Here is a 26,816-nt window from a genome sequence, read left to right as displayed (position 1 = left end):
GGTTAGGAATTTATTAAGGTAGAACACTAGAACAAAAGTAATGCAGAAAGCCTGTACGTCATTCTAAAGTTGGGTTTCCACAATATAATAACATGAGTGCAGATATGTAAAGATCATAGGTGGTGATTGAGGTGAAGCAACAAAGACCATTTTCGTATGGGAAAATTTTTGTCATTGGGAGCGGATTCCTTGCCTTATCGCTTGCCTGGGCATTCTATAACGCCTATATGCCTCTAATTTTAGGGGACTTTATTGATAGTAGAGCCATTCGTGGTGCAATTATGGGATTAGATAATCTCCTTGCTGTTCTTTTAATTCCGATCATTGGTACATGGTCTGACAAAATCGATACCCGAATAGGGAACAGACTCCCTTTTATTGTCATCGGCATGCCATTAGCTGCGTTAACTTTTATTTTAATCCCTTTTGCTTCCTTATCAACCTTTTGGATTCTCATTTTTGTTGACATCATCTTCTTACTTGCCATGACCATTTATCGAGCACCCGTTATTGCACTAATGCCTGACCACACACCCCCGGAGAAACGTTCTACAGCCAACGGAATTATCAATCTTATGGGTGGAATTGGCGCTATTATTGCTTTATTCGGTTTATCTACCTTATATGGAATGAACCGTCCATATCCGTTTATCGTTGCAGGGCTGTTGTTGCTCAGTACCTTCATTTTACTCTTCTTTACTGTAGACCGAAACCCACCCTATGCAGAAAAAACAAAGGATGAAGTTTTGGCATCAAATTCGTTTTTAGACGGATATAGACTACTGAAAACGAAAGAGTTCCGCGGACACCTCTTCGTCTTGATTGCGATTTTTCTTTATTTCATTGGATTTACCGGCGTAGAATCCCAGTTTACGGTCTATGCCGTTGAATTTTTGAACATGAAAGAAAGTACAGCTGGATTTACTCTTGGATTTTTCAGTTTATCTTTCGTCCTTTTTGCCGTGCCTGCCGGTATCTTAGGAAGTAAATGGGGGAAAGCTCCCTCCATGCTGATTGGATTAATTGTCCAACCAATCATTTTTGTTAGCATCCCGCTCATTCCTATTCTAGGAAGAATGATTCCTGAATTAAACCAAGTCCTACTCCTGCAAGTGATGTTGTTTATCGGCGGGATTGCTTGGGCGTTCATTAATGTTCAAGCGTATCCATTAGTAGCCGATTTAGGTGGCAAAAGTAGAATTGGCTATTTCACTGGACTCTATTATTTATTCTCCATGGCATCTGCTATAGTTGCCCCAGGGATCCTCGGGCTCCTTATGGATGTATTTACCCACTCTGCTCTCTTTTACGGATCTGCTTTTACATTCATTGGAGCCTACTATTTCCTTAGAAAAGGACACAACATGATAAAGCGAGGAAGCAAGTGACAGTTACTTGCTTCCTCGCTCCATTTTCAAGCTATTAATACCAAGTACTTTAAAGTTCTCCATCACAGAATACTTCTTACCTTACAGTTTCCATTCCCTCTTTCATTCTCTTATTCACGTTATTCACTCGATTTAACATTGACTCTACTAACCTTTGACAGCGTACTACATCCTGTACCTGCGGAGTCAGCTCAACCTTTAAAATTGCAGCCAAATTTGTATTCACATAAAGCATATCTCGAAACAAATCGACGGCTCCACAATACCGAGGGTAAAAGCTATCTCCTGTACCAAACACAGCGGTAACGAGTTTCTCCCTCCCCAATAATTCAAACGCTTGATAAAGTCCTTCCATTTCCGTTGGGAGTTCCCCATTTCCCCATGTATATGTACCAATCGCTACCGCGTCGAACTGACATAAATGCGAGAGTGGGAACTCTTCGATTTTATATATAGTGCTCTCAACTGGTTGCATTTTGAGAATTTTAAAAAGTACTTCCGCTAATTCCTTCGTATTTCCTGTTATCGATGCATAAACAATCGCAACTTTCATTTTACAATTCATCAAATCCATTTGACTGGGAAACTTTCGTGTACGTTCTTGATTTCTGTTCAAAGAAATCTGATTTTGTTTCATTCATCATCTCATCACTAAATACCTGTATCCACGGCATTGGATTCGCTCTTTCTTCATAAAGATTCTTCAACCCTAGCTGACGCAATCGTTTATTTGCCAGATATTCCACATATCCTTCAAATTCATCTAAATCAATTCCATCAATCTCTTTTAATATGGATTGTGCCCACTCTTTCTCTAGCAACACTGCCTGACCAATGGTTTCATAAACATATTGAATATTATCATCCGTATGAATTTCCGGATTTTCGGTTAAAAGTATACGGATAAACTGCGAAATAAAATAAGCATGCTGCATTTCATCACGTTGAATATAGCTAATCATCGTACTAGTCTTCAACATTTTTTGCTGACGAGCTAAATGATAGAAGAAGGCAAAACCCGCATAAAAATAAATCCCCTCTAAATTAATTGAGTTCACAGCTAATTTAAATAATGTTAGTGATGTTGGATTTTGTCTAAACTCATCATAGGCATCTAAAATCAGTTGATTTCGCTTGCTTACGATTGGGTCTTGTTTTGCTTCATTAAACCTTGCATTTTGTTCTGCTATTGGCACTAGCGAACTTAAAATATAGGAATAGGATTCATTATGAACTGCTTCCTGCTGAGATATCACAGCAAATATCGCTTTAAAACTAGAGTCTGTTACGTAATCCATGACCTGACTCATTGTCGGTGTTTGTAAGCTATCTAAACATGCAAGCTGCGTATTAACCCGCAGAAATATATCTTTCTCTGTGGTACTAAGGGAGTCCCACTGTTTTATATCGTCCTGCATATTAATCTCTTGTGCTTTCCAAAAGTTTGCAAGCAAGGTTTGATATAGAGTGTACATCTGCGGATAGGCGATATCGTTCCAATTTAACAAGCCTGACGATTTTCCATTGATGATGCCTGTTGATTTATTTGGATCATTTGGATTTAGCAGTTTGATTTTAGTTAGTTGTGATTGCTTCATTCTGTTCATCTCCCCCTTTTTGGTCCTTAACTTTGACATACTTCGCATGCCTCAATCTCTGATTGAGAAGTACTTCTAACGTAATAAGTTGTTTTCAGCCCCTTCTTCCAAGCTTCCATATGCAGCTGTAATAGCTCTTTCGCTTTAATATCATGACGAATATAAAAGTTAAAGCTAATTGATTGATCAATATGGCGCTGGCGTGCTGCGTTTTGTTTGATACTCCAAAGCTGGTCCAATGTATGCCTTGTTCGGCGATAATAGTTGTAGGTAACATGATTCAAATCGGGAGCGGTCACTTTAAATTTGAAATTTTTCTTTTCCTCCGCATACTCAACGGCGTATAAAGGATCAATTCCATCTGTCGATCCACCAATTTTAGCAGTCGAGGAGTTAGGTGCAACTGCCATCATCCAGCCATTCCGGACACCGTACTTAGCGACATCCTTCCTCAATCCTTTCCACCGACTGGTGTGGTATTCCTTCCGTTCAAAGTACTCACCCGTATGCCATTCTGAACCATTAAATTCAGGGTAAGAACCTTTTTCTTTTGCTAATTCCATCGATGAACGAATCGTATAGTAGGCAATGTCCTCATACAGGCGATCGGCATAGGACACGGCTTCCTCTGATTCCCAATAAATCCCCTCTAAAGCAAGGAGATGATGCCAGCCAAATGTCCCTAAACCTACTCCTCGGTATTTTTTATTCGTGGCTTGGGCTTGACCGACCGAGATGCTGTGATGTTCGATGACATTATCTAGCATTCTCATTTGTATTGGTATTAATTTTTCGACCACACCATGTGTTACAGCTCTCGGTAGATTAATAGAAGACAAATTACAAACAACAAAATCACCCGGCTTCCGAACGATGACAATGTTTCCATCCTCATCTTCATATTCTTTTACGATTGTCGTTGCAGACATGTTCTGGATAATTTCCGTACACAGATTGCTACAATAAATCGATGTTCTGCCAGTGCCTTCTTTATGCTTGTTTGGATTTTGTCTGTTGACTTCATCCCGGTAAAACATATAGGGAGTCCCAGTTTCTAGCTGAGATATCATGATTCGGGCCATAATATCCATGGCCCGGTACGTTATACGTGGCAAAAGTGGATGATTCACAGCCTCTTCATACTTTTCCGAGAAATACTTTCTTTCTTTTTCATCATAAAAGTCTTCGAGACCAAGCGCATTGCCCTTTTCATCCTTCCACCCCATCACTTGTTTAACTTGATGAGGACAAAAGGTATGCCATTCTCCAATGCTACGACCTTGATCATCTACTTCATTTAACTTTTCCATAAACAAGTCAGGAACCGCAACCCCTGTAAAAACATCATGTGCCTTGCGTCGTTCGTCTCCGTTGTTTGTTTTTAAGTCTAAGAATCCATTCATAATATCCTTATGGAAAACATCTAAATAAACAGCAATTGCCCCTTGCCGTTGACCTAATTGGTCTACACTAACGGCTGTATCATTTAGTAACCGAATCCACGGAACAACTCCGGATGAATTTCCTTTGAACTTCTTTATATCTGATCCTAACGCACGTACCTTTCCAAGATAGATTCCAATCCCCCCACCGTCTTTACTCAATCGAGCAATATCCCAATTATTTAAATAGATTCCATCAAGTGAATCATCCACGGTATCAATAAAACATGAAGAAAGTTGACCAAAACTTTTCCCAGCATTCGCTAGCGTTGGCGTCGCAACGGTCATATACAAGTTACTTAACGCCCAGTATGCCTCTTTGACAAAATCTAATCGTTTTTCTTTTGGTTCATGTTTCATTAACGTCATAGCAATGATCATAAATCGTTCCTGGGGCAACTCATAAACATTGCCCTCATAATCTTTCGCAAGGTAGCGATCAGCTAATAAAAAGATCCCTATGTATTGAAACAATTCGTCTCGTTCAGGAGCAATTATTCCACCTAATTGCTCGATTTCTTCTTTCGTATATTGATTCAGTATATCCTCAGAGTAAATTCCTATCTTCGTTAATTTTGAAATTAGCTCATAGAAATTTCCGTATTTCTTGACCGGAAGATATCCCCTCTGATCTGCTGCCTTCCGGTAGAGTTCATGTAAATAGAGGTTTGCAGCAAGATATGTCCAGTTAGGAGCGTCCATTGAGATTTGGTTTAATGCATACTGAAGGGCTGTTTCATAGTGCATAGATTCTTCTAATCCAACTAATTTTTCAATCATTTTCGATGTGTCTAGTTTATATTTTTCAGTACCATTATGAATAAGGTTTAAAGAAGAATTCATCTCTAAATAACTTGTTTTGTTCATACCCATTTCTCCTCTGAAAACTCAGTTATTTTCAATCGTCGTTCTTTCCTTCTTTGTGCATTTTCAAAGAGTTTCTTCTCTTCTTCTGATTCTGGAGACACACCACAAACAGGAGTAGGTTTCCCGTCCTGATTGACAGCAACCATGGTCAAAATTGCAGTTGTCGTGACAGTCTTCAATCCTGATTCGATATTCTGACAATCGACTTTCACATAAACTTCCATTGACGTTCTTCCCGTTGAGATGACGACACCTTCTAGATTTAAGATATCACCTACTTTCGCCGTAGATAAAAAATTGACCGTGTCGATTGATGCCGTTACAACCGCACCTTTACTGTGTTTCATCGCCGTAATCGCAGCAATTTCATCAATGTAGGATAAAACTGTCCCTCCAAAGATAGTGCCCATATGATTCGTATCAGGTGGTAAAACTAATTTTGTTTGAATACTTCTAGAAATACTTGCAGGTAACTGTACAGGCATTCTCATTCTCCATCCCTTTTCTATTAGTTGGTTACAATTCTTCGAGAGTTCTATCTAGAAAAGTAATGTTCCCTACCAAAGGTTTAAACTACCTATTAGTTGATCATCACTCTATAAAAACATAAAAAAACCCATCCTATTAGATGGGTTTTTAGAAACGCGGATGAATCTAGTAAAAACAGTACACAGACGTACTCACTGTAATTATCAGAATACCCTCGTCCTACCTTCCCAACTCCCGAAGAAGATAATACGTGTAAAAATGGCAGGTCTCCTGACTTATGCTTCATCCTATTTTAAGCCCTTCCCGTCCTATGACAGTGGATATGCTTATTTCGTCAGCATTTACAGTTGCGGGTACAGTTCTGGATTCTCACCAGATTCCCTATTAGGTCTTCTCAGACACCATTTCCAACGGCAATTATCTATATTTAGTATTATTTTATCAAAAACAACACCATATATTGTATATTAACTATAATATACGAAGTTTACTTTGACAACTCCTAAATTGAGTAAAATTTCAAAAATTCACAGTAAATATCATAAGGAATATTGCTAGTCCTCTTACTCCACATGCATAAACCATGTTCATATAGGAGTATTTTGATATATTTCTAGAAATTGAACATCAAAAAGGCAGAGGAGTTCCTCTGCCTTCATGCTCTATTTCGTCAGGTCTATCAACCGTTGTTGCTTTAGTTGATAAAGGATGACATTAGGCTGAACAATGTTTTTTCTTCAGAATAGGGAATTTAATGACAACAGCTTATTAATTAAAAATAAGGTCCTTGTAATAAACGACTGTTACAATGCCTGCGATAACTGTATAACATATACCAACATAAACGGAAGGCGTCATTTGAAAGCGACGTTCAATCCGGTCTAATTTCGTCCAAACCTCCATTTTAAGGTCATTCTCTTCATTCCCACTTTGAAGCTTTGCATTGGTTATCTCTGAGGCAAAACCTCCAGATGAATTAAAAAATCGAATGAGAATGGTTGCGCCAAGCCCGGTTAAAAAGGACCAATCGAGAAAATGATTATGAAAAAGTTTAGCAATTCCCCAATTAGCAAACAGAATCAGCCCCAATGAAATAACAGACCAAATAATTTTCTTCATCGTTCACCTCCACTATGTTCAGTACATCTAATTCAAGAATACCATTTAATGGAATCACAGAGACAAAAAGGATATTAATATCGGTACAACAAAAGAGCTTCATCCCTGTATTCACTCTATAAAAAGGATACAAGGATGAAGCCCAGATTGAGTTATGTCCATTAGGAATGAATACTGGGGAAAATCCCCTCTTCTATCAACAAAACTATTATGCTGATAATTTTGCGTTAGGGTCTTTAAAAACAGCCAATTTATCAACAAGCTTTTTACTAGATGCATTTAAGTTTTTAATGCTGACCTGATTCTCATTTTCACCGTATTTCATGACTACTTTATCAATCGCACCAACGGCTGAGTCATCCCAGACATGCGCTGTTGCAAAATCGATCACCACTTCTTTGTTTTCAATGGTAAAGTCAAAAGCATCTACAAATCCATCAACAGACGCGAAGAATAACTGCCCCTCAACATTGAAGGAAATCTGATTGTTCTCTTCACGCTGCGTAACCTTCATGGTTGAGATTTTTGCAACAAAGAAGATTGCACTTAGGATAACCCCTGCAATGACCCCTTTCGATAAATCGTGTGTTGCAACAACAATGCCTACGGTTACTAACATAACGACAGCATCCGATTTCGGAGCTTTTCTTAAATAGTTGAATGAAGACCAATCAAATGTACCGACAGAAACCATAATCATAATTCCGACCAATACTGGCATTGGAATTTGGACCACTAATTCTCCTAGAACAATGATAAGGAACATGAGAAAGGCCCCGGCAATAAAAGTAGATAATCGTCCACGCCCACCTGATTTCACATTGATAACTGACTGACCGATCATTGCACAGCCGGCCATTCCACCAAAGAAGCCAGTCACGATGTTTGCGATTCCTTGTCCTCTTGCTTCTCGATTTTTATTGCTTCCAGTGCCGGTCATATCATCAACAATAGAAGCTGTTAATAAACTCTCTAGAAGACCAACAATGGCTAATGCGATTGAAAAAGGAAAAATAATGGCTAGTGTTTCAAAGGTAAATGGAACATTTGGAATGAAAAAGGCTGGCAATGTTTGTGTAATCGCGCCCAAATCTCCAACCGTACGAACATTCACATCAGAATAGATTGCTACAACAGATAACGCAATAATGGCAATTAATGGAGCTGGAATCGCCGTAAAAAACCTTGGTACAAGATAAACAATTAATAATGTGATACCAACAAATACATACGTCATCGTTGAAATCCCGAGAAAATGTGGCACTTGGGCCATAAAGATTAAGATGGCTAGTGCATTCACAAAGCCAATCATCACGGCACGTGGAATAAATTTCATTAGTTTGGCTACTTTAAACACCCCAAAAAGGATCTGAATAACCCCAGTCAAAATGGTGGCCGCAAACAAATAGTCTAAACCATGTTCCCGTACTAACGGACCCATTAACAATGCCATTGCTCCCGTTGCCGCAGAAATCATTCCCGGTCTACCTCCTGCAAAAGCAATAATCACTGCCATTGTAAAGGAGGCATACAATCCTACCATTGGGTCCACTCCTGCAATAATAGAAAAGGCGATGGCTTCTGGAATAAGTGCTAAGGCTACGACAATTCCAGCTAGTACATCTCCTTTTATATTTGAAAACCATTGTGCCTTGATCTTTTCGACCACACTACATACCTCCAATTAATATTTTCATAAAATTTCATATATCACTATAACGACAATAAAAACTCACTTGAACAGTCTAACACCTTTCGTCCCAAAAAGGAACTATTATGGGAATATTATTTTAGTAAGATTATGTTATACTATTTTTAACGTTTAATTAGTAGGAGTTTTTGCCATGTTCATTGGATATATGAGACCGTCACAAGACGATCTTAACTGTGAAAATCAGCGGAAGAACTTAACCGAAATTGGCTGCGAGCACATGTTTACAGAAGACCATTCCTCCCCTAAAAAGAGAGTTCAATTAAAAAAAATGTTGGAGAAGCTTAACGAAGGCGATAAAATTGTCATCACCAGATTATCCATCTTAGCGGATTCCACAAGGCATTTAGTGGAACTGTTTGAAGTTATAGATAATAAAAAAGCGTTTGTTTTTTCAATCAAAGAAAAGATTGATACCATGAACGATTCTGGCTATAGCTTTCAAACCATCCTGAAACATCTAGTTGAATTTCAAAGTGACTTAATTAGTGAAAAAACAAAAAAAGGATTATCTGAAGCAAAACAAAAAGGCATCTCTGCAGGTCGACCAAGAAAGCCTGATAAAAACGTTCAACGTGCGATTGAAATGTACCAAAGTAAACAGTTTACACTAAGTGAAATTAAAGCAGAGACTGGCATAAGTAAATCAACCTTATACCGTTATTTAGAAAATTAATGATGATCATCTCGAAACCGTTTAATGGGAAGACTGCAATGACTTTTGCAGTCTTTATTTTTTCACACCGTTTTTTTATGAAGGGATTGAATGATTAAAAAACGAATAATTATTATATGCACTCCATTTACCGTAATTAAGGAGGAAGAATCATGTTTGTACGAAATGTTTACCTAGAAAACCACAAGGTGACCTATTGCCCTAGCACATTAAAGGTGAAAGAGGCACTTGAATTAGTAAACAAATCAGGCTATCGCTGCATACCTGTTGTCGACCCTGATACAAATGAATATAAAGGACAGATCTACAAGGTTGACTTGTTGGAACATCTACATGAAAACGGAGGAAAACCAGAGGATTCGGTTTTGCTAGTAGTCGATGGTGTGGATTCTTTTATCCATAAGGATAGCTCACTAAGTTTTGCTTTGTTAACCATTGACCGCCTTCCGTTTTTAGCAGTGACAGGTGAAAACCGTGAATTTCTTGGAATCGTTACCCATTCCGTATTATTGGACCTTTTCCGTGATGGATTTGGCATGAAAACTGGAGGATATTGCTTCACTGTCGCAGTCTATGATCACTCAGGAGCATTCCTGAAATTAGTAAAACTACTAAAATCCTTTAATATTGAAGGGGCACATACTTTTGGAAATGGCAATGAACTGATCCGTCGTCTTACTTTTACCATCTCTGAAGACAACGAAGAAGTGATTGAAAAACTAAAAGAGAAAATCATTAAAGCTGGTTTCCGTGTTTTACATGTTGAAAAAATCGAGAAGGAAAAAGTAAGTTTATAAAAATTGTTCGCAAGCAATGAGAACAATCATAATAAGAGTAATAGCAGAAAGAGCTTAGGGATAACCTAAGCTCTTTCTGCTATTCTTGATAAGCTACTTTTCTATTATCGCTTAAACCTTTAACGCGCTTCTTAGTTGTTCTGACTAATCTCTTGTTCCTGTATAGGATCTGGGACTTTCTTATCTTCTTTTAATTCTGTATTGGTTCGTAAATGCTCCATCTGCTTGCCAAGCTTCTTCATTGCCTCGATATCCTCTACCATTCTACTGTTATTAGCTGAGTAGTTCTTGTCCAAATCATTCTTCAATGCTATCACCTCTAATATTTTCATACCCTTTAATAGATTACTTGAAACATACCTCTTCCCCACTTATAAATTTTTATCCAATAAAAGGAAAAAAGTCCAAACAGACAGAATATTATAATATATACTGTACTTTACCGAGTAAAAGGGGGAAAGGGTTTATGTTCGTCCGTAATGTTTACGTAGAAAAACACAAGGTAACCATTTGTCCAAGTACGTCGACAACAAAAGAAGCACTTGATTTAGTAAGAAAGACTGGATACCGTTGTGTTCCAGTCGTTGACAGCGCTACAAAGGAATACAAAGGACAGGTATACAAAGTTGATTTATTGGAATATTTATTTGAAAAAGGAGGAAAGCCAGAGGATTCTGTCATGAAGGTGATTGATGAGGAAGAATCCTTTGTTCATAAAGATAGTTCCTTGAGTCTTGCCTTATTAAGGATTGATCGCCTTCCTTTTCTAGCCGTAACTGGTGATCATCGGGAATTTCAAGGAATTATTACTCATTCTGTATTAATGGACCTGTTCCGTGATGGATTTGGCATGAAAACAGGTGGATATTGTTTCACTGTTGCAATTTGGGACCATACAGGTGCTTTCCTAAAATTATTAAAACAACTAAAAGCTTTTAATATCGAAGGTGCCCATACTTTTGGAAATGGGAATGAACTTTTTCGTCGCCTCACCTTTACCATATCCGAAGATAATGAAGATGTTATCCAAAAATTAAAGGATAAAATAACGAAATCAGGTTTTCGTGTCCTCCATGTAGAAAAAATTGAAAAAGCAGTATAACAAATAACCGACAGCTGCATCCCCTTTCTTCTATGACTTCAACATTAAACCACTCTCTAGTTTCTCATTTCTTAATATCTAACATTAATCCTAAAAGGCAAAAGTGCTGGTTCCCAAATTGGGTACCGGCCTTTCATTGATTGATTTATTTTATTAGAATACATACTAAGTCTTCTGTATCCCCTTCAGTAAACACCAAAACTCGACAGAAACACCTTTTTGATCCCTCCCCTAATTATTTTCCTCAGAAGTTCCACTTACAATATTCCACTCTTTGCCTTAGGAAATTTCCCCAGGCATAAACTCCTAGGATGTTATTACTACAACGTTTCCAAAGGTTCTGATATTCAGCTATTATGATTCAAGACCAAAATATTTCCCTTTAAATCGCTGATTCATTTCCCAGGTAAGCGCATCAAATGACAAACAGATATCGTTTTCGACAACACTTTTCTTAAAGCGCTTTCAACTGAAATTTCTTCTTTTAGACATAGTAAAATAAGGATTCCCTTTCCACTCTTTCTGCTCGGTACCCCTTCCCTACCCCGAGATTACCCGATAAATATTCAAAAGCTGAATGAAATGAATGACCATAACCCAAAATATCTCTGTTGACTAAGTTGAAAAGGATGTATATTATGAAGAAAATTTTTCTGTCCTTTCTTTTTACCCTTTGCTTCTATCCTTTATTGACAGAAGCTCAGATCGTAGAAACGGATAAGATCTATACATATGAAATGTTGACTGAGAATTTAATTGATTTCTCTCAAGCATACCCGAACCTCATTACCTATAAATCGTTAACGACGACTCCAAAGGGGAGAGACCTTTGGGCAGTTAAAATGGGCGAAGGAAACACATCCATTCTCATACACGGTGCTCACCATGCAAGAGAGTGGATGACGAGCACGCTTATTATGAAAATGATTGAAACCTATGCCGACGCATATAAAAAAAACCTATCTGTGGAAGGTTTCAGCCCTTCCATCTTAAATGAAGTTTCAATTTGGTTTGTTCCTATGGTAAATCCAGACGGTGTTACCCTCCAACAATACGGCCTTGATGCATTTCCTAGCGATCTCCATCCAAAGCTTATAAAAATGAATAAGGGATCTTTGAATTTTAAAAGATGGAAGGCAAACCTTAATGGGATTGATTTGAACCGGCAGTATCCAGCCAACTGGGAAAACTTAAAAGGGGTACAGAAAAAACCGAGCTATCAATTTTATAAAGGAAGGGAACCAATTGAAGCGGAAGAAGTTAATGCTCTTGTGGATTTCACCCGTGAAATTAAACCTGAAATTGCTGTTTCCTACCACTCAACTGGAAATGTTCTTTTTTGGGGTTACCACCAATGGGGTTTAACTCATACAACCGAATTTACTAAGGACTATTATACAATCGCTGAAAAAGTATCTGAGCTTACAGGGTATAAGTTGGAAGAACCTGCCTCCTACCAACAAGGCGGCGGTTATACTGATTGGTTTATCCAAGAGTTTGAAAAACCAGCTCTTACTATTGAAATTGGGTCCTTGATTAAGGAGAATAGTCTGCCTCTTGATGCTTTTCCAGACATATGGAAGAGAAATAAAATGATCGGACTTTTTCTAGCTGAATGCGCAAATAGACACCTTAATTAAAAAAATCCCCCAGAGCAGGAAAATCCTCTAACGCTCATGGGGGATTTGTTCAATCCTTTAGGTATATTTAATTAATAGACATCACGTTGATAACGCTTTTGCTTTTGAAGGTCATTCAAATAGGCTTCTGCTTGTTCTGTGCTCATATTGCCTTCTTTTGCAATAACTTCAATAAGTGTATTATGAACATCCTTCGCCATGTATTGTTTATCTCCACAAACATAGAAGTATGCCCCGTTTTCAAGCCATTGAAACAATTCCTTACTATTTTCACTTATTTTATGCTGGACATATACTTTATGATCTGAATCACGTGAGAACGCAGTATCTAGTTTAGTAAGTGCCCCTTCTTCTTGATAAGTGCCAAAGTCATCTTGATAAAGGAAGTCTGTCGCAGCATGCCGGTCTCCGAAGAATAACCAAGATCGTCCGCTTGCATTTTGCGCAGCACGTTCTTGAATAAACGCACGGAAAGGTGCAATACCTGTTCCTGGACCAACCATAATAATATCTGTATCCGCTGATTCAGGAAGGTTAAAATGCTTATTCTTCTGAACAAATACAGGTAGTGTATCTCCAATATTGAGACGTTCAGAACATAAAACTGAGCAAACCCCATTCCTTTCGCGTCCATGGGCAGTGTAACGCACAGCACCGATGGTTAGATGAACTTCATCAGGATTAGCTGTAAGGCTACTTGCAATAGAATAAAGGCGCGGTGGCATTTTCCTTAATAATGACACCAATTCTTGTGCTGAAGCCTTCCAAGGCCCAAAATCGCGAAGCAAGTCAAGGAAATCACGACCGTCCATGTACTCTTTTAACATTTGTACATTTTCGATAAGTACGAGGTTCATTATTTCCTCATTATCTGTTAATTCTGCTGCTTGTTGGACAATTTTTTTATTTAGCAAGGTAATTTCAAAATAGGAAGTAAGAGCTTCCTTTAATGAAAGTAATTCCCCTTGCTTGTTAATCGTTACAACACTCTCGCCATCCCAATCCATCTCTTCTATTATCGTGGCTACTAGTTTTGGATCATTTTTAGGAACAATCCCTAAACAGTCACCAGCCTCGTATGAAAGTCCTGACCCTGCTAACGACAATACAATATGTCTCGTTTCTTTATTTGATCCTGCTTTATTTAAATTGAAGTTTTCAATCACTCTTGCTTGAAAAGGATTCATCCTTGAATAGGTTATACTTGCTCCTGTTTGTTCAGGTTTAGTTTCTACCATGAGTACCATCGTTCTTCCCCCCACAATATTTTCTACTGTGAGAATAGCATAGCATAAAAAATTGCGCTGTGTCCTTTTTCACACTATTGCCATATTTACAAATAAATCAGGAAATAAAGAAAGAAGTAGAGTTTTCTCCTCTACTTCCTCGTCGTTTCACCTATACCAATACAGGTAGATGTTTTCTTGCTTCATATTCTTCTAAATCATTCCCATTTTTCAAACGGGAGATAAAATCGGGGTTTGATACTAGCGGTCGCCCGAATGCTGCGACATCGATCGTACCTTCTACTAAAGCTTGTTCTGCAGATTGCGGGTCTAATGTCCCTACACCGACGATGACACCATCCCAATATTTTCGAACAAGTTGATGCATCGTTTTACCATCGGCTATTACGCGATTGAAATCCATTGTCGATGGATGAAGCAAGGTTGCGCCTACTTCTTTGAATGCTTCAACAAACGTTTGGATTGCTCTTTCAGGATCCTCCCACATATAAGTAGGAGCGTCACTTTTATGAGCTGAAAAACGAATCATTGTTCGATTCGTACCCACTGTATCAATAACAGCTTTGGTAATTTCTTTCATTAAAGTAAGACGTTGAGCTAAGTCGCCTCCATAACGATCTGTACGGTGATTTGAAAAATCCGAATTGAATTGGTCGATTAAATACCCGTGAGCACCATGAATTTCCACGCCATCAAAACCAGCATCCATTGCATTTTTAGCGGCCTGCGCATATTGTCCAACTAATTCTTCAATATCGGCCAAGCTCATTTCTTCAGGCGTATCATATGGCTTACGAAACCTAGGAACGTTCCCTTCAGCTGCTATGGCTGAAGGTGCCTGTGGTGGATAACCCTTCGTCAGATCATTATGTGAAAGTCGACCTACATGCCATAACTGGGCGATGATTGTGCCACCCTCTGTATGAACAGCCTCTGTTACCTTTTTCCATGCTTCAGTTTGTTCTTCTGTATATATTCCTGGAACCTTTGGATTCCCTTTTCCTCGGAAGCTTACCAAGACTCCTTCGGTAATAATTAGTCCTACTCCATCGGCGGCACGTTTTCTATAATATTCAACTACATCTTCTCCGATAACACCTGTCTCATCATCGGCAAAACAGCGTGTCATCGGTGCCATTGCTGTCCGAGTTTTAAGACTCCATGCGCCAATTTCCACTGGTTCAAATAGTTTGCTATTTTCTCCGTCTTTTAGCTTTCCCCAGTTATATGTTTCAGTTGCGGCATAAATTCCCCTTGTTGCTTGACTCATCTGCTTCTCCTCCAATGTCTTCTGTATGAATAGAATTCTGTTAGTGTTATGCGAACACTTGTGTAGATTGAATCAATCTTTCTCTTGCCTCTGTATATTCACGGTGAAGTTTATCAACGTATTCAGCTGCGCTCGTAATCTCTTTTACTGCGCCAATTCCTTGACCACTTCCCCAAATATCTTTCCAGGCTTTAGCCTTTCCTTCGCCACCAAAGTTCATTTTAGAAGGGTCACTCTCAGGAAGTGCATTAGGGTCTAAACCTGCGGCACGGATTGACGGTGCCAGGTAGTTTCCATGAACCCCTGTAAAGAGATTGCTATAAACGATGTCATCTGATGTGCTTTCTACGATTGCTTTTTTATAGTCCTCCGCAGCACGAGCTTCATGTGTTGCGATGAAAGGTGAACCGATATATGCAAAATCAGCTCCCAGCGCTTGTGCCGCTAAGACAGCGTTTCCATTTGCAATCGAGCCAGACAAGGCAAGCGGACCATCAAACCACTCGCGAATTTCTTGGACCAGTGCAAACGGGCTTTTATCGCCTGCATGACCACCTGCACCTGCGGCAACAGCAATCAAACCATCTGCTCCTTTTTCGATCGCTTTATGGGCATATTTGTTATTGATCACGTCATGTAACACAACCCCACCATAGCTATGAGCTGCCACATTGATTTCTTCACGTGCTCCAAGAGAAGAAATGATAATTGGAACTTTATACTTTGCACATAATTCCATATCTTGTTCAAGTCGATCATTCGATTTATGGACAATCTGATTGATAGCAAATGGTGCCGCAGGCCGCTCAGGATTGCGAGCATTATAGTCTGCTAGTTCCTCTGTAATCTCAGCCAGCCACTCATCAAGTTGTGAAACGGGTCTTGCATTCAGCGCAGGCATCGAACCAACAATACCGGCCTTACATTGCTCAATCACAAGCTTTGGATTGCTAATAATGAACAAGGGGGAACCAATAACCGGAATTCTTAGACCTTTGAGTATATCTGGGATATTTGACATATGTACCTTTTCCTCCATTCATATACTTTTTTCTTTTAAAACACAATATTCTATTAATCTATGGAGTTTGACTTCTTATCCTTGAAAACCAACTAACCAGTCAGTTACTTAGTTTAAAATTACCGTATTCCTCAGAACGTAGTCAAGAGTAATTCAGAAATTATAGAAAAATAAGATAATAAGAATTTGGAGCGAGGAAGGTTCCTACTTTCTTTATCCCTCCGATAGAATTGAAGCGACAATATGCATGGAGTCCCATTCCCCCTCAGAAATATCTACAATGGGATATTTTTTCGGAAAAAGTTTTTCATTTATTTCTCTGATTGAAAAACCTTCTTTATGGTATCTTTTTACTTCTCCACATAAAAACTCTAAATGCTCTAATTTTTGTTTCATCATTTCTTTACCGTTTTGTATGTATCCACTATGAGAACAATAGATGCTCCCGAAGTCATAGGTTAATAAGGTTTGAATAGAGTTCATAATTACCGGGATTGATTCGCTCTTCATAATGACCTTTGTCTTTGACGAGACGAATAAATCACCACTAAACAACTGACCCGTATCTTTATTCAAAAATGATACGTGGTCTTCTGCATGCCCTGGAGTATAAATTACTTGCCACTCCTGACTCCTTGAGTGAATGACTTCTTCAAGTGGCATCGCTCTAAATTCATTTCGGACTCCCCAAGTTGCTTGACGGTACTTAGGATACATGCATGGTTGAGCACATATCTTAATCCCTTTTTCATGAACATAGATTGGGGCATTGGTGTTTGCTTGAACCCAAGAGGCTGTACCAGAATGATCCTCATGACTGTGGGTTAACGCCACTAAATCAAAAGAATGATTACTATAATAAGAAATAAAATCAGATTCTAAGGATTGTGGTCCCGTATCAATCAACATACCATCTACCAGATAGGCGAATACCTTTCCGGCAGATCCACTTGATTTTACTACTGTCCCCTCTAAACAAATAACGTTCTCTCGTTCATACACATTGAGCATGGTCTTCCAATCACTCTCCTAGCAAGAAAATTGCACGCCATATACACCCACACCATGAACAGGGAAAAGAATAACCTCTACTTTTTTGCCCTTATCCCAATATCGAAAAGGATTTTTTTGAAATGCAGAATCTCCTCCTCTTCAAAGCTATCCATTATTTCAGTATTCATTTCATCCATTTCCTTACAAAGAGGTACCTCCAATGACCGTCCTTTCTCGGTTAGAAAAACGAGTTTGTTGCGACGGTCATTAGGGTTCACCCTTTTTTCGATAAAGTGATTTTGCTCTAACCGATCAAGGATTCCGGTTATTGTTGCCCCATCTAGTAAAAGCCGCTCTCCTAACAAATGACCATACTGGCCATCCTCCTCCCATAGAAGTCGAAGGAGCGCATATTGAACAGGTGTTACCCCATATGAGGATAATTTTGATTTACTAACTTGGTTCACTCTTTGTAACGCCTTTCCTAGCAGGAAATGGATACAAATATCTACATTTTCCATGGAGCGGCTCCTTAACTTTGTTGGAATTTTCTGATTAATTTCACTATAGCATGTACACAAATCATTTGTATACAAAAGATTCGTGTACATAGTAATAAATCATCATAAATTGTGCAATTATAAGAAGACTACTTCTATAAAGACTTGAAGGGGTAAGATGAATGGAAAAAAAGGAGCATGCGAAAAATCAGGTTATCTATGTATCTAATTCAGCTTATGAGGAGCAGGAATCACGAGGTGCTAGAACAAAGAACAAGGGGTCTAAAAAGGAAAAAGACATCTAATAAAATAATATAGGTCGTGCTCAACGAATATTGGCACGACCTCTTATTTTTTCTCATAGAACAGAGCTTTATTCAAAGTGTTTCTTTCGATAGCTGTTCATCTCATCTTTACTTAACAGCCTAGTTGCTTTTCCTACAGTACCGCCTTGAAGATTCCACATCTGGTTATGTTCCGAAACAGCATGGCTATAGTCACCATTTTGCCATCTTTCAAGAATACTTATATAAAGATTAGTATTTTCATAACTAGATTGATTCTGTTCGATCACTTCTAGTAACCGCTCAATTCGTTCTTTTGAAGGTTCTAAATGACCCCATTTCTTGTCGGCGTACACCATAGAATGACTCATCTGATGGATAGCATTCTGGATAACAGACTCATCGATATCTGAAGGATACTGCTTTTCCATTTTCTTTTCACTTCTGCTTTTTTTCTTTTCCTTCTCATCAACCACGGTTCCAGACACTGTTGCTTTGCTTTGTTCGATTTCTCCACCTTTTTCTCCCCGCTCTACTGTTTCTTCCCCGCTCCCTATGAAACTAGTATACCCATAATACCCAAGCATAAGGACCAAGACGCTAAGAGCAATAATCATCGTCGTTTTATTCATAATACCCCTCTTTGTATGTATGACCTGATAATCTCGCCATGTCCTCCCTCAATTTAGGAGTATCAACCATGACGTAAACCTGATATTTAGGATTGTTTTTATTTCGCATGCTATGGTGAAAATTATGACCAAGTTGAATTAAATCAAGAAACAGCTGTTTTTTATAAATATTCTTCAGCCTCTTCTCCATATTGTCTCTCCCTCTGTTATTTTCCTAATAAGTGATCAATTACTAAAGCAATTCGGTGATCATAAGGTTCAATTTCGTCCGCGATTTGGTGCTGACGTTTTTCATTATACGAATCCCTTTCCTTGAGGTCATTGCTCCTTTTTAACTCTTCTCCAATAATCTTTAACTGTTTGATTAGTTCCGCCATTTCTCCGCTCTCTTGCTCTTTGGGACGAAAATATGTGGGACTTGGTGTAAAAACGTCCGATTTGGCTAATTTCGCTAATTGTTCTTTGAATAGATCTTTATTGGTTTCATATTGCTCTTTCCGATGACCATTCGCTCCAGAAGGATGTGGAAAATTGAAAAGAATATTTTCATTGTGAATTTTCCCTTGATTAACAAGAGCCCTTAGTACATTAGAAACAGCTTTTCCCGTAGGAATAATAACAGCATTTTTTAAAGAATTAAGCTCTGGAACTAACAATTCATCTATCATTCTTAAAAATATATCGTTACTCAATATCTTCGGATTGCTGCCACCATAATTTTCCCCCTCAATAAACACGGGGTATCTTAACACAGATGTAGTATGTAATAAATCATGATGCTTATTAAATAGCTGCTCACAGCTTTGAATATTTAATAACTCCTGTAACCCAATTCCATCCAACATATCAATCAAGTTTCTTCTCATCACGTTCCCACCAAAGCTTGCCTGGTTTTTCGCATCGCTAATAACCTGTTCATAATCTTTCTCATTGATGTGATGGCGAACATAGTTAAATGCCAATTCCATTTGGGTAAATCCAGGTGTAATCCCTACAATAATTACTTTTGCCTTTTTATTAATAAAATCAAACGGTGCCCAGTAGACTTCAATTTTCCCATCTTTCGCATAGAGAAAATCCTCTGTAAGTAAATCCATTTTGGAATAGCTTTCTTTTAATGACAATTGACGTAAGCTTTCCTGATAGTTTTTTACACTCATTCCATTTCCCCCTGATTCTTTTTCACGGTATAGATTTTATCACAGCAAGCAAATATAACGTTTTGTTAACTAAACTATAACAACCGTTATTTTTATTGTCAACAATTTTTGCTATATGTTATGATTGACTTAACAAAAGGATAAAGAAAGGGTTAAGAAAGATGCCCAATTCAATCAATGAGCGAATTAAAAACAGAAGAAAAGAACTAAAGTTATCGCAAGTCGAATTAGCTAATTTAGTTGGCTTGAAGCCTCCAGCCATTAGTCAGTATGAGTCTGGTGCAAGAAAACCTTCATTTGAAGCATTACGAAAGTTATCTTTTGCCTTGAAAGTCTCAACGGAATATTTGGTTTCTGGGATTGATAAAAAGAAGAAACAGCAGCCATTAGAACATACTGACCGAGTGATTTTAAAAATTTTGAATTCCCTAACAGAACAAGATAAGGAAAAAGTTGTCGAGTATGCTACTTTTTTAGCCACTGGCAGGAAGATCAAAATGGATACACTTTTTGAAACTCCGGTAGATTATGCGAATTACTATTTTGAAGAGTTATTCCAACAGCAATTACCGATTGACATCTATATGTTAGCCAAAGAATTAGGAATAAAGGTTTTTGAAGATGATTTAGAGGAGGGAGAAGGACTCCTTACCCAAGTCGATCATCCAATTATCCTCTTGGACAAGAAAATCACATTTGAAAACAGAAAAAAATTTACGCTTGCAACATTAATCGGACATTACATCCTTCCATGGCATCTAAAATCAAGTTATATTTCCAGAAAATACTACCCTCCTCAAATAGAACGAAAAGCACCAAATAACAATTGGCAGCAAGAAGAAGCTGCGTTTGGTCACTCCACTCTTTTAACTGAGGAAGTCGAAGAAATGGAGGCTCATGAATTTGCCTTCAACATCCTTATGCCACCTAAAGATTTGACCATTGATTTTATTCAACATAACGCCACGATTCAGAAACTAAAAGAACTTGCAGATAAAAAATATCAGGTTTCCTTGTTTGTCCTCTTAAACCGCTTAGTCGATTTTGCAGAAGATAAATATGCTGTAGTCCAATCAGAAGAATCGAAAATAATTAAGAGGTTTCAAGGGAAACGAAACCTAATTTCTACATCGGACCTTGATCAGAGAAGTTTTGCCGCTAGCTTTTTTATCACCCCTAGTAAAGTAGAGGAAACACGAGAAGGCGAAGTACCATCATCTTGCTGGTTCGCAGATAACAATGAAAGCGAAACGGTATATGAACAATCCATCTATAATCCAAAATTAAAAAAGGTATTAACATTATTGACGATTCATGGAAGCTAAAAAGAAGCAGGAATTCATCCCTGCTTCTTTATTCTGTTAATAACGCCTGAACATACTTAATCGATTGCTTTAGTTTTTCATTATAGTCTCCTGTTAGAGGAATAAAGTCAATGTTATTTTTGCTTAATAACTGTTTTAGTCGACGATTATTGGTCAATCGGACATTCTGTTCCCCATGAAAGCGTAAGCCATCATCAACCCACCTCACATCCGGCTCTAAATACAGGCACAAATCATAGTCCTGCAGGTTAGCCACTTCGTCTAAAACAGGTTGATGGTGATGATTGTATAGTTCTGAATAAAATTGTGTGACCGTTGCTTCGGTATCGATAAAAACGACTTTATTAGCCTTTTTCATTGCTTCAAATTCATTCACTTTTTGCGTGTAAGCGATTAAAGGATAATCTTCCTCGAACATAATTCCATCACACCCTCCAATTCGCTCACAGTGAGTCCTTCCATATTCCTCAACAAAACTCGTGTTATAGATTTTTGCCAGATTATGAGTTAGCGTTGACTTCCCACAGCTCTCAGTACCCACTATCACAACTTTTTTAACAAAGTGCGGTTTGACTTCATCAGGTAGGAAATTCCAGTGTTTAAACACTCCTTCCTCCCTAATTTGAGTAGCAGAGATGGGGACGGTATTTCGCTCTTCATCAATGAGAAAATGGGTGGCCTCCGGATAGAGCTTCGCAAAAATAGCCTCATATTCATGCTCAGAACTAAACACATAATCAATTGGTTTTCCAATCTTTTTTTTGATTTCCACCGCTCCTTCTTCCCAGTTATAATCCTCATTTGAATACCTGTCTTCTACTTGGATTACTTTGACATGGTCCATATCTTTGACAAGCTGGTGTAGCCACCTTAACCGCACCCGACTTTCGACATACTTCATTTTTGTGTTTTCACATAACTCTTTGTCACGCTTTTCACTATGAGATAACACAAGATACAATTCTTCTACGATCGTCGATGCTTGAATAATCGCAAAAACATGACCTAAATGAAGAGGCAAAAACTTTCCCCCAAAAAATCCTACTGTCATTTTTACGCCGCCCTTCCGATTTGTTTTTTATAAACTTTTGTCCAGTTGATATATCCATAAATGCTATTAATAAGAAATGCAGACCACATCACCAGCATTAATACATCATTCCCTCCTTGTGTGATTAATGTGGTAAGCCATAAAAGAATTGATAATACATTTACAAGAATCCAGAACAACCATTGCTCCTTATATCTTTGAAGCATTAGCACTTGTGCCACAATCGATAAAATCGTAGTAGCAGAATCAATCCAAATACTAGATCCCCCAATTCCTTTTAAAAGAAATGAGTAAAAAACAAACACTAGAGTGAAGGAAATGGTCACGTACAACCAGCCACGTCTAGTTAAGCCTTTCATTTCTACCTCTGCACCTTTGCCATTCATTCTATGGGATTTATGTTTATTCCACAGATAAATCCCAATGAATTGAACAGGAAAATAAAACAAAGCATTCAGCATCGTTTCTCCATATAAACCGTAACCGTAAGAAATATAAGCATACGTTGCCGTTTGGATAATTCCAAAGTAATAAGTCGAAATTCTGCCTTTTGCTGCTAATACAACACAAAACATGCCAGTAATTGAAGTAACGAGACCCAATAGGGAATCCTGCCAAGCAAAAAATAAATAAACATTCGTTGCGGCAAAAACTGCAATCCAGACCTTTTCAAACATCGTCCAATCTTTTAACATGTTCATTTTTTTCCCCTCCAATATTCAGTTTGCTGGTAGAGGCCAACTAACCGACTTTTAATTAATAAATTGCAAATTGTTAATTATAGTACTCAAAAAAATTTTAATAGATTGAAACTGTTGGTTCAGACCCTTTAAAACGAAACATACGCGTTGAACGTTTTGCTGTTCTCGTCGTCGTTTTAATATCGCCTTTATAATCTGTAGCTACTTCTAGAAAAGGATACTTCGGCGCGTCTCGAACAAAAGCTGACTCATTAGTAACACCTGGGTCATCACTTACAAGCAGTAGTAAACTTCTCAATTCAGAAAGCGTAAACTCTTCAGGCAAAAATTCTTTGGCAACGGTCGTTTGTAATATATCTCTCTTTATAACCTCAAACGCGTCAGCAATGATTTTCTGGTGGTCAAAAGCTAAATCTATGTTCTCAATTTCCTCTCGCGTGAATAGTTCTACATTTTGAGCATCATCGGCGGCTTTTCTCTCTGTTAAATACTCCTCAGTCGCAATTGCATAAAAGGCATTTGAGATGATCCAGCCTCGTTTATCGCGACCTGGCTGATCATAGACATTGAAGTGCTTTAGATGGATGTTCCGCACACTCGCCTCCTCATGTAGTTCTCGGACCGCTGCTGCATAGGCCGTTTCATCTGGTCGAACGAACCCACCTGGCAACGCCCATTTCCCACCTTCAATATTGGGCTCTCCTTCACGGTCAGTTTCTGCTCGTTGAATCAACATGAGCTTTAAGCTGGCTTCAGGGGGTTTATGGTTTTCATGATAGGTTAACTCAATGGTAAAAACAGCAATATCACTAGTGTATCCATCGGGAGTCGTATATTTCTTTGGATTGTAGTGGTTTAACACTTCTTCTTCTGATTCGTATTTTGCCATTCTAAACACCTGCACTTTAATTTGCAATTTGTTAATTATAAACTGATTATAAGCTACTATTGCTAAATATTCAAGAGGCTATTTACTAAATAGCCTTCCCAGAATATAAATTAGGCTCATCTTCTCCTTTAGGTCATCCTTAAATCATTGTCGTTTCGTGATTTTCCTACTTATAAATCAATAACTTTTCCCAAATGATACATAATAACGAAGAGAGGAGCGTGTTGAGATGAAGAAAAGCTATCTGGGACTTGGAATTATTGCAGCAATTCTAATTGGTTTGTTGCTGATGTTTGTTCCAAGCTATAATAACTTTGTCGGTTTAGAAGAGAATGTTGACAAGTCTTATGCCCAAATCGAAAATCAGTTGCAAAGACGACTTGATCTCATTCCTAACCTAGTGAACACAGTAAAGGGATATGCTAAACATGAAGAGGAAGTTCTGACAGCGATTGCCGATGCTCGCTCAAGGCTTGCTGGTGCACAATCTCCTGAAGAAGAAGCAACAGCAAACGCAGAATTATCAGGGGCTTTAAGTCGTTTGCTTGTTGTCGTTGAAAATTACCCAGAATTAAAAGCAGACCAGCAATTTACCCAACTAATGGATGAATTAGCTGGAACTGAAAATCGAATCTCTGTTGCTCGTAAAGATTATAATGACCAGGTTTCAGAATACAACCGTAAAGTGAAGAGTTTTCCTGGAGTTCTTGTTGCCAATATTACCGGTTTTGATGAAAAGGAATATTTCGAAGCAGACCCTGGTGCACAAAAAGCACCCGATGTTGACTTTGGAGGCAACGACTAATGAATAGGGTTCGGATCCTCAGCATATTTCTGGTGTTTAACACCCTTTTCCTTTTTGGGGGAAATTCATTTGCTGAAGGTCCAGAAATTCCTGCTCCAATCGGAGATATTTATATTCAGGATTTTGCTGGTGTCTTAACCGAACAAGAAGAAATGGAAATAAGAAGGATGGGAAGGAGTCTTGAGGATCAGACAACCGCTCAGATTGCTGTCCTAACAGTGGAGTCCATTGGTGATACAACCATTGAGGAATTCGCAAATGAAGCCTTTCGACAATATGGGATTGGTAGTGCCCAGGAAGATAATGGAGTTTTGATGGTGATAGGCATGAATGCATCACCAGGTATGAACCAAAGACCCTTAAGAATTGAAGTTGGCTACGGTCTAGAAGGCGCTTTACCAGATGGAAAAGTCGGTCGAATTCTAGATAGTTTGACCATCCCACTATTACGTAACAATCAACCGAACCATGCAATTATCGAGACTTATAAAGTGCTCGCAAATGAAGTGTTGGTGGAGTATGGAGTGGAGAATGGCGGTCAACTGCAAACTGGTCAGCCGCCAATACAACCTTCTACTGGAGACGAAGGTTTAGGCATCCCACTATGGTTACTCATTCCACTTATTGTGGTTGTCGTGTTCTTAGATTTTAAATTTTTTGGAGGGTTCCTTACTCACATTCTCCTCTCCATTTTGTCCCGAGGGGGCAGAGGTGGTGGTGGTGGTCCAAGCGGCGGTGGTGGCGGATCCTCAGGGGGTGGGGGCGCTAGCCGAGGCTGGTAAAAATGATAACCACAGCTTAACTATCCGGTGAGCTGTGGTTCGCTTAATCCTAAATCTATTTAATTATATGTTCTTGATTAGAAGAATTAAGCATTGAGAAACCTTCTATTTTACCGTTCTTTCCTTTTCCTCTACAGTTTGGGCATCGAGACGCCTGCTAATTTTACCGTAGCTTTATTTCCTCTACAGTTTGGGCACTTGAGAAGGCCTGATGTTCGTTTTGACGAGGCAGTTCATCAATTACTATTCGTTCTGTTTCATTTTCTCAGTTAGTTGCTTTAAATAATACTCTTTCAATTCAGGATACTCCTTTATCTCTTCATACCCCTTCTCACTGATTACATAGGTACCACGTTTAATGCGGTCAAACCACTCATAATAATTCTTCGTAAGAATAGAGGATGTTTTCATCCCGGTTCCCATTTCGACCAGCGCTTTCGGAGAAAGTGGACCAAACTTTTCAAGGTAACAAGCAATCTGTATACAATTTTCTTTATAGGCAGTCATAATTTTGGTCCGGCTGCTCCCACCAATATTAAAATCAGAACTACGACCTTCAATTTCTTTCATTAAAGCTATGCGTTTCCGTTTGTTCTGCGCCTTGATTTGCGGTCGATTCATGGAAGTTGGATGAAAAAGGATTTCGGCCCTAGCACGATTCCCTGAAAATGAAACCACAATCAAGCCTAACTCCAACCTTTTCACTAGATGACATTTATCGGTCCATTGCTTTGAGTTTAACCTTCCCTTTGGTCTTGGAATTCCTATATAAACTTGATCCGACAGCTTTTGTCGTTTTGCTGCTTGGATGAGCAGGTCAACACTTAACGTGAGTTTTAATTCAATAATTACCAATTCATCTTCTTTCACTGCAGCTATGTCACAATCCTTCACTTCTCCGTAAACCTCAAAGCCTTCACGAACAAAATACTTTTGAATTGGTTTATATAAGTCTACTTCTTGTAGCTTTTTCTTTTCGTTCATAGATTTGCACCACTCTTTGAATCTAGTTGTGACTCGTGCCATTTTCTCCCATGAGCCATTTATTTATATTATTTATTATAACTATACAACAAATCTATCTGAATCCACCTTAATAATACATTCTATATGAGTGCTTCACTATGATAGCACATCGATATCAGTCGATATCTTTGTCCTATCTTCTACTATCATGTCGAAAAGCCCCTCCTTAATCCTTGTCCCAGCGCATTTTCTCCCCTATTCGAATGATTTTCGACAACAACCCTCCAATTATTATCCCCAAACACAAAAAGCATTCCCAAGTTTATTGGAATGCATGAGGTATTCATATCTAACTAAGGAA

At 38.5% G+C, this 26,816-nt stretch carries 28 protein-coding genes and 1 riboswitch; of the genes, 9 read left to right on the top strand and 19 right to left on the bottom strand.

The window, feature by feature from the left end:
* Positions 1–131: 131 nt before the first annotated feature.
* Complete coding sequence (locus H0185_RS17190; RefSeq protein ID WP_221874733.1) at positions 132–1,388, top strand: MFS transporter; 1,257 nt, start codon at positions 132–134, stop codon at positions 1,386–1,388.
* A 76-nt stretch (positions 1,389–1,464) separates the two neighbouring features.
* Here H0185_RS17190 and H0185_RS17185 read toward each other — a convergent pair whose 3' ends face one another.
* From H0185_RS17185 to H0185_RS17160, 6 genes are all read right to left on the bottom strand, one after another.
* Positions 1,465–1,941, bottom strand: coding sequence for a flavodoxin domain-containing protein (locus H0185_RS17185; protein ID WP_221874732.1), 477 nt, complete (start codon positions 1,939–1,941; stop codon positions 1,465–1,467).
* Between the two features lies 1 nt (position 1,942).
* Complete coding sequence (locus H0185_RS17180; protein ID WP_425515836.1) at positions 1,943–2,986, bottom strand: ribonucleotide-diphosphate reductase subunit beta; 1,044 nt, start codon at positions 2,984–2,986, stop codon at positions 1,943–1,945.
* Positions 2,987–3,012: 26 nt separating this feature from the next.
* Positions 3,013–5,295 carry a ribonucleoside-diphosphate reductase subunit alpha gene (locus H0185_RS17175; protein WP_221874730.1) on the bottom strand — a complete coding sequence of 761 codons (2,283 nt, stop codon included), beginning with the start codon at positions 5,293–5,295 and terminating at the stop codon, positions 3,013–3,015.
* Positions 5,292–5,780 carry an acyl-CoA thioesterase gene (locus H0185_RS17170; protein WP_221874729.1) on the bottom strand — a complete coding sequence of 163 codons (489 nt, stop codon included), beginning with the start codon at positions 5,778–5,780 and terminating at the stop codon, positions 5,292–5,294. The genes H0185_RS17175 and H0185_RS17170 overlap by 4 nt, the downstream gene beginning before the upstream one ends.
* Positions 5,781–6,027: 247 nt before the next feature.
* A riboswitch (cobalamin riboswitch) is annotated at positions 6,028–6,205 on the bottom strand.
* A 347-nt stretch (positions 6,206–6,552) separates the two neighbouring features.
* Positions 6,553–6,903 carry a hypothetical protein gene (locus H0185_RS17165; protein WP_221874728.1) on the bottom strand — a complete coding sequence of 117 codons (351 nt, stop codon included), beginning with the start codon at positions 6,901–6,903 and terminating at the stop codon, positions 6,553–6,555.
* Positions 6,904–7,111: 208 nt separating this feature from the next.
* Positions 7,112–8,572, bottom strand: a complete 1,461-nt coding sequence (locus H0185_RS17160; RefSeq protein WP_221874727.1) for a SulP family inorganic anion transporter — start codon at positions 8,570–8,572, stop codon at positions 7,112–7,114.
* 175 nt (positions 8,573–8,747) lie between these two features.
* On the opposite strand from H0185_RS17160, the gene H0185_RS17155 reads away from it, so the two are divergent.
* Both H0185_RS17155 and H0185_RS17150 read left to right on the top strand, forming a co-directional pair.
* Positions 8,748–9,290: a recombinase family protein gene (locus H0185_RS17155; protein WP_221874726.1), complete on the top strand. Its 543-nt coding sequence runs from the start codon at positions 8,748–8,750 to the stop codon at positions 9,288–9,290.
* Positions 9,291–9,442: 152 nt separating this feature from the next.
* Entirely contained in the window at positions 9,443–10,087 is a 645-nt protein-coding gene (locus H0185_RS17150; protein WP_221874725.1) for a CBS domain-containing protein, read from the top strand.
* Positions 10,088–10,218: 131 nt separating this feature from the next.
* Here the strand turns inward: H0185_RS17150 and H0185_RS17145 are convergent, their stop codons facing one another.
* Positions 10,219–10,395 carry a hypothetical protein gene (locus H0185_RS17145; RefSeq protein ID WP_221874773.1) on the bottom strand — a complete coding sequence of 59 codons (177 nt, stop codon included), beginning with the start codon at positions 10,393–10,395 and terminating at the stop codon, positions 10,219–10,221.
* 158 nt (positions 10,396–10,553) lie between these two features.
* On the opposite strand from H0185_RS17145, the gene H0185_RS17140 reads away from it, so the two are divergent.
* Both H0185_RS17140 and H0185_RS17135 read left to right on the top strand, forming a co-directional pair.
* Entirely contained in the window at positions 10,554–11,189 is a 636-nt protein-coding gene (locus H0185_RS17140; protein ID WP_221874724.1) for a CBS domain-containing protein, read from the top strand.
* A gap of 638 nt (positions 11,190–11,827) precedes the next feature.
* On the top strand, positions 11,828–12,829 hold the full coding sequence (locus tag H0185_RS17135) for a M14 family metallopeptidase (RefSeq protein WP_221874723.1): 1,002 nt from the start codon (positions 11,828–11,830) through the stop codon (positions 12,827–12,829).
* Positions 12,830–12,900: 71 nt separating this feature from the next.
* Here the strand turns inward: H0185_RS17135 and H0185_RS17130 are convergent, their stop codons facing one another.
* The 5 genes from H0185_RS17130 to H0185_RS17110 all read right to left on the bottom strand — a co-directional run bounded on the left by H0185_RS17130 (position 12,901) and on the right by H0185_RS17110 (position 17,881).
* A complete protein-coding gene (locus H0185_RS17130; protein WP_425515835.1) occupies positions 12,901–14,076 on the bottom strand; it encodes a sulfite reductase subunit alpha in 1,176 nt (391 codons plus the stop codon).
* A 151-nt stretch (positions 14,077–14,227) separates the two neighbouring features.
* Entirely contained in the window at positions 14,228–15,346 is a 1,119-nt protein-coding gene (locus H0185_RS17125) for an alkene reductase (RefSeq protein WP_221874722.1), read from the bottom strand.
* 46 nt (positions 15,347–15,392) lie between these two features.
* The gene (locus tag H0185_RS17120) at positions 15,393–16,367 is read right to left on the bottom strand and encodes an NAD(P)H-dependent flavin oxidoreductase (RefSeq protein WP_221874721.1); all 975 of its coding nucleotides are present in this window, start codon (positions 16,365–16,367) and stop codon (positions 15,393–15,395) included.
* Positions 16,368–16,580: 213 nt separating this feature from the next.
* A complete protein-coding gene (locus tag H0185_RS17115; protein ID WP_221874720.1) occupies positions 16,581–17,378 on the bottom strand; it encodes an MBL fold metallo-hydrolase in 798 nt (265 codons plus the stop codon).
* A 77-nt stretch (positions 17,379–17,455) separates the two neighbouring features.
* Positions 17,456–17,881: a MarR family winged helix-turn-helix transcriptional regulator gene (locus tag H0185_RS17110; protein WP_221874719.1), complete on the bottom strand. Its 426-nt coding sequence runs from the start codon at positions 17,879–17,881 to the stop codon at positions 17,456–17,458.
* 161 nt (positions 17,882–18,042) lie between these two features.
* On the opposite strand from H0185_RS17110, the gene H0185_RS24345 reads away from it, so the two are divergent.
* Positions 18,043–18,165: a hypothetical protein gene (locus H0185_RS24345; protein WP_281427642.1), complete on the top strand. Its 123-nt coding sequence runs from the start codon at positions 18,043–18,045 to the stop codon at positions 18,163–18,165.
* A gap of 68 nt (positions 18,166–18,233) precedes the next feature.
* Here H0185_RS24345 and H0185_RS17105 read toward each other — a convergent pair whose 3' ends face one another.
* From H0185_RS17105 to H0185_RS17095, 3 genes are read right to left on the bottom strand one after another with little or no spacing between them, the layout of a single operon-like run.
* A complete protein-coding gene (locus H0185_RS17105) occupies positions 18,234–18,776 on the bottom strand; it encodes a DUF6241 domain-containing protein (RefSeq protein WP_221874718.1) in 543 nt (180 codons plus the stop codon).
* Positions 18,769–18,966, bottom strand: coding sequence for a hypothetical protein (locus H0185_RS17100; RefSeq protein WP_221874717.1), 198 nt, complete (start codon positions 18,964–18,966; stop codon positions 18,769–18,771). Before H0185_RS17100 ends, H0185_RS17105 begins: the two co-directional genes overlap by 8 nt.
* Before the next feature lie 16 nt (positions 18,967–18,982).
* Positions 18,983–19,936, bottom strand: coding sequence for a uracil-DNA glycosylase family protein (locus H0185_RS17095; RefSeq protein WP_221874716.1), 954 nt, complete (start codon positions 19,934–19,936; stop codon positions 18,983–18,985).
* Between the two features lie 161 nt (positions 19,937–20,097).
* On the opposite strand from H0185_RS17095, the gene H0185_RS17090 reads away from it, so the two are divergent.
* Positions 20,098–21,261 (top strand): helix-turn-helix domain-containing protein, encoded by a 1,164-nt coding sequence (locus tag H0185_RS17090; protein WP_221874715.1) that lies wholly within the window; start codon positions 20,098–20,100, stop codon positions 21,259–21,261.
* A gap of 28 nt (positions 21,262–21,289) precedes the next feature.
* Here H0185_RS17090 and nadR read toward each other — a convergent pair whose 3' ends face one another.
* The 3 genes from nadR to H0185_RS17075 form a co-directional block, all read right to left on the bottom strand.
* Positions 21,290–22,312 carry a multifunctional transcriptional regulator/nicotinamide-nucleotide adenylyltransferase/ribosylnicotinamide kinase NadR gene (gene nadR / locus H0185_RS17085; RefSeq protein WP_221874714.1) on the bottom strand — a complete coding sequence of 341 codons (1,023 nt, stop codon included), beginning with the start codon at positions 22,310–22,312 and terminating at the stop codon, positions 21,290–21,292.
* A gap of 2 nt (positions 22,313–22,314) precedes the next feature.
* Positions 22,315–23,013 (bottom strand): nicotinamide riboside transporter PnuC, encoded by a 699-nt coding sequence (gene pnuC / locus H0185_RS17080; RefSeq protein ID WP_221874713.1) that lies wholly within the window; start codon positions 23,011–23,013, stop codon positions 22,315–22,317.
* A 97-nt stretch (positions 23,014–23,110) separates the two neighbouring features.
* Entirely contained in the window at positions 23,111–23,902 is a 792-nt protein-coding gene (locus H0185_RS17075; protein ID WP_221874712.1) for an NUDIX domain-containing protein, read from the bottom strand.
* A 229-nt stretch (positions 23,903–24,131) separates the two neighbouring features.
* On the opposite strand from H0185_RS17075, the gene H0185_RS17070 reads away from it, so the two are divergent.
* Together H0185_RS17070 and H0185_RS17065 are read left to right on the top strand one after the other, a co-directional pair.
* On the top strand, positions 24,132–24,707 hold the full coding sequence (locus H0185_RS17070; protein ID WP_221874711.1) for a LemA family protein: 576 nt from the start codon (positions 24,132–24,134) through the stop codon (positions 24,705–24,707).
* On the top strand, positions 24,707–25,489 hold the full coding sequence (locus H0185_RS17065) for a TPM domain-containing protein (protein WP_221874710.1): 783 nt from the start codon (positions 24,707–24,709) through the stop codon (positions 25,487–25,489). The genes H0185_RS17070 and H0185_RS17065 overlap by 1 nt, the downstream gene beginning before the upstream one ends.
* A gap of 243 nt (positions 25,490–25,732) precedes the next feature.
* Here H0185_RS17065 and H0185_RS17060 read toward each other — a convergent pair whose 3' ends face one another.
* Positions 25,733–26,473 (bottom strand): DUF2161 domain-containing phosphodiesterase, encoded by a 741-nt coding sequence (locus tag H0185_RS17060; protein WP_221874709.1) that lies wholly within the window; start codon positions 26,471–26,473, stop codon positions 25,733–25,735.
* Positions 26,474–26,816: the final 343 nt, after the last annotated feature.

Source organism: Mesobacillus maritimus (assembly GCF_019749255.1).
Lineage (GTDB): Bacteria > Bacillota > Bacilli > Bacillales > Cytobacillaceae > Mesobacillus_B > Mesobacillus_B maritimus_A.
Note: the sequence above shows the minus strand (reverse complement) of the source record. Positions and strands in the feature narration are given on the sequence as shown.

Coding starts and splice junctions, on each gene's coding strand:
- H0185_RS17185 (WP_221874732.1), bottom strand. CDS start 1,941: ATGAAAGTTGCGATTGTTTATGCATCGATAACAGGAAATACGAAGGAA.
- H0185_RS17180 (WP_425515836.1), bottom strand. CDS start 2,986: ATGAAGCAATCACAACTAACTAAAATCAAACTGCTAAATCCAAATGAT.
- H0185_RS17175 (WP_221874730.1), bottom strand. CDS start 5,295: ATGAACAAAACAAGTTATTTAGAGATGAATTCTTCTTTAAACCTTATT.
- H0185_RS17170 (WP_221874729.1), bottom strand. CDS start 5,780: ATGCCTGTACAGTTACCTGCAAGTATTTCTAGAAGTATTCAAACAAAA.
- H0185_RS17165 (WP_221874728.1), bottom strand. CDS start 6,903: ATGAAGAAAATTATTTGGTCTGTTATTTCATTGGGGCTGATTCTGTTT.
- H0185_RS17155 (WP_221874726.1), top strand. CDS start 8,748: ATGTTCATTGGATATATGAGACCGTCACAAGACGATCTTAACTGTGAA.
- H0185_RS17150 (WP_221874725.1), top strand. CDS start 9,443: ATGTTTGTACGAAATGTTTACCTAGAAAACCACAAGGTGACCTATTGC.
- H0185_RS17140 (WP_221874724.1), top strand. CDS start 10,554: ATGTTCGTCCGTAATGTTTACGTAGAAAAACACAAGGTAACCATTTGT.
- H0185_RS17135 (WP_221874723.1), top strand. CDS start 11,828: ATGAAGAAAATTTTTCTGTCCTTTCTTTTTACCCTTTGCTTCTATCCT.
- H0185_RS17130 (WP_425515835.1), bottom strand. CDS start 14,076: ATGGTACTCATGGTAGAAACTAAACCTGAACAAACAGGAGCAAGTATA.
- H0185_RS17125 (WP_221874722.1), bottom strand. CDS start 15,346: ATGAGTCAAGCAACAAGGGGAATTTATGCCGCAACTGAAACATATAAC.
- H0185_RS17120 (WP_221874721.1), bottom strand. CDS start 16,367: ATGTCAAATATCCCAGATATACTCAAAGGTCTAAGAATTCCGGTTATT.
- H0185_RS17115 (WP_221874720.1), bottom strand. CDS start 17,378: ATGCTCAATGTGTATGAACGAGAGAACGTTATTTGTTTAGAGGGGACA.
- H0185_RS17110 (WP_221874719.1), bottom strand. CDS start 17,881: ATGGAAAATGTAGATATTTGTATCCATTTCCTGCTAGGAAAGGCGTTA.
- H0185_RS24345 (WP_281427642.1), top strand. CDS start 18,043: ATGGAAAAAAAGGAGCATGCGAAAAATCAGGTTATCTATGTATCTAAT.
- H0185_RS17105 (WP_221874718.1), bottom strand. CDS start 18,776: ATGAATAAAACGACGATGATTATTGCTCTTAGCGTCTTGGTCCTTATG.
- H0185_RS17100 (WP_221874717.1), bottom strand. CDS start 18,966: ATGGAGAAGAGGCTGAAGAATATTTATAAAAAACAGCTGTTTCTTGAT.
- H0185_RS17095 (WP_221874716.1), bottom strand. CDS start 19,936: ATGAGTGTAAAAAACTATCAGGAAAGCTTACGTCAATTGTCATTAAAA.
- H0185_RS17090 (WP_221874715.1), top strand. CDS start 20,098: ATGCCCAATTCAATCAATGAGCGAATTAAAAACAGAAGAAAAGAACTA.
- nadR (WP_221874714.1), bottom strand. CDS start 22,312: ATGACAGTAGGATTTTTTGGGGGAAAGTTTTTGCCTCTTCATTTAGGT.
- pnuC (WP_221874713.1), bottom strand. CDS start 23,013: ATGAACATGTTAAAAGATTGGACGATGTTTGAAAAGGTCTGGATTGCA.
- H0185_RS17075 (WP_221874712.1), bottom strand. CDS start 23,902: ATGGCAAAATACGAATCAGAAGAAGAAGTGTTAAACCACTACAATCCA.
- H0185_RS17070 (WP_221874711.1), top strand. CDS start 24,132: ATGAAGAAAAGCTATCTGGGACTTGGAATTATTGCAGCAATTCTAATT.
- H0185_RS17065 (WP_221874710.1), top strand. CDS start 24,707: ATGAATAGGGTTCGGATCCTCAGCATATTTCTGGTGTTTAACACCCTT.
- H0185_RS17060 (WP_221874709.1), bottom strand. CDS start 26,473: ATGAACGAAAAGAAAAAGCTACAAGAAGTAGACTTATATAAACCAATT.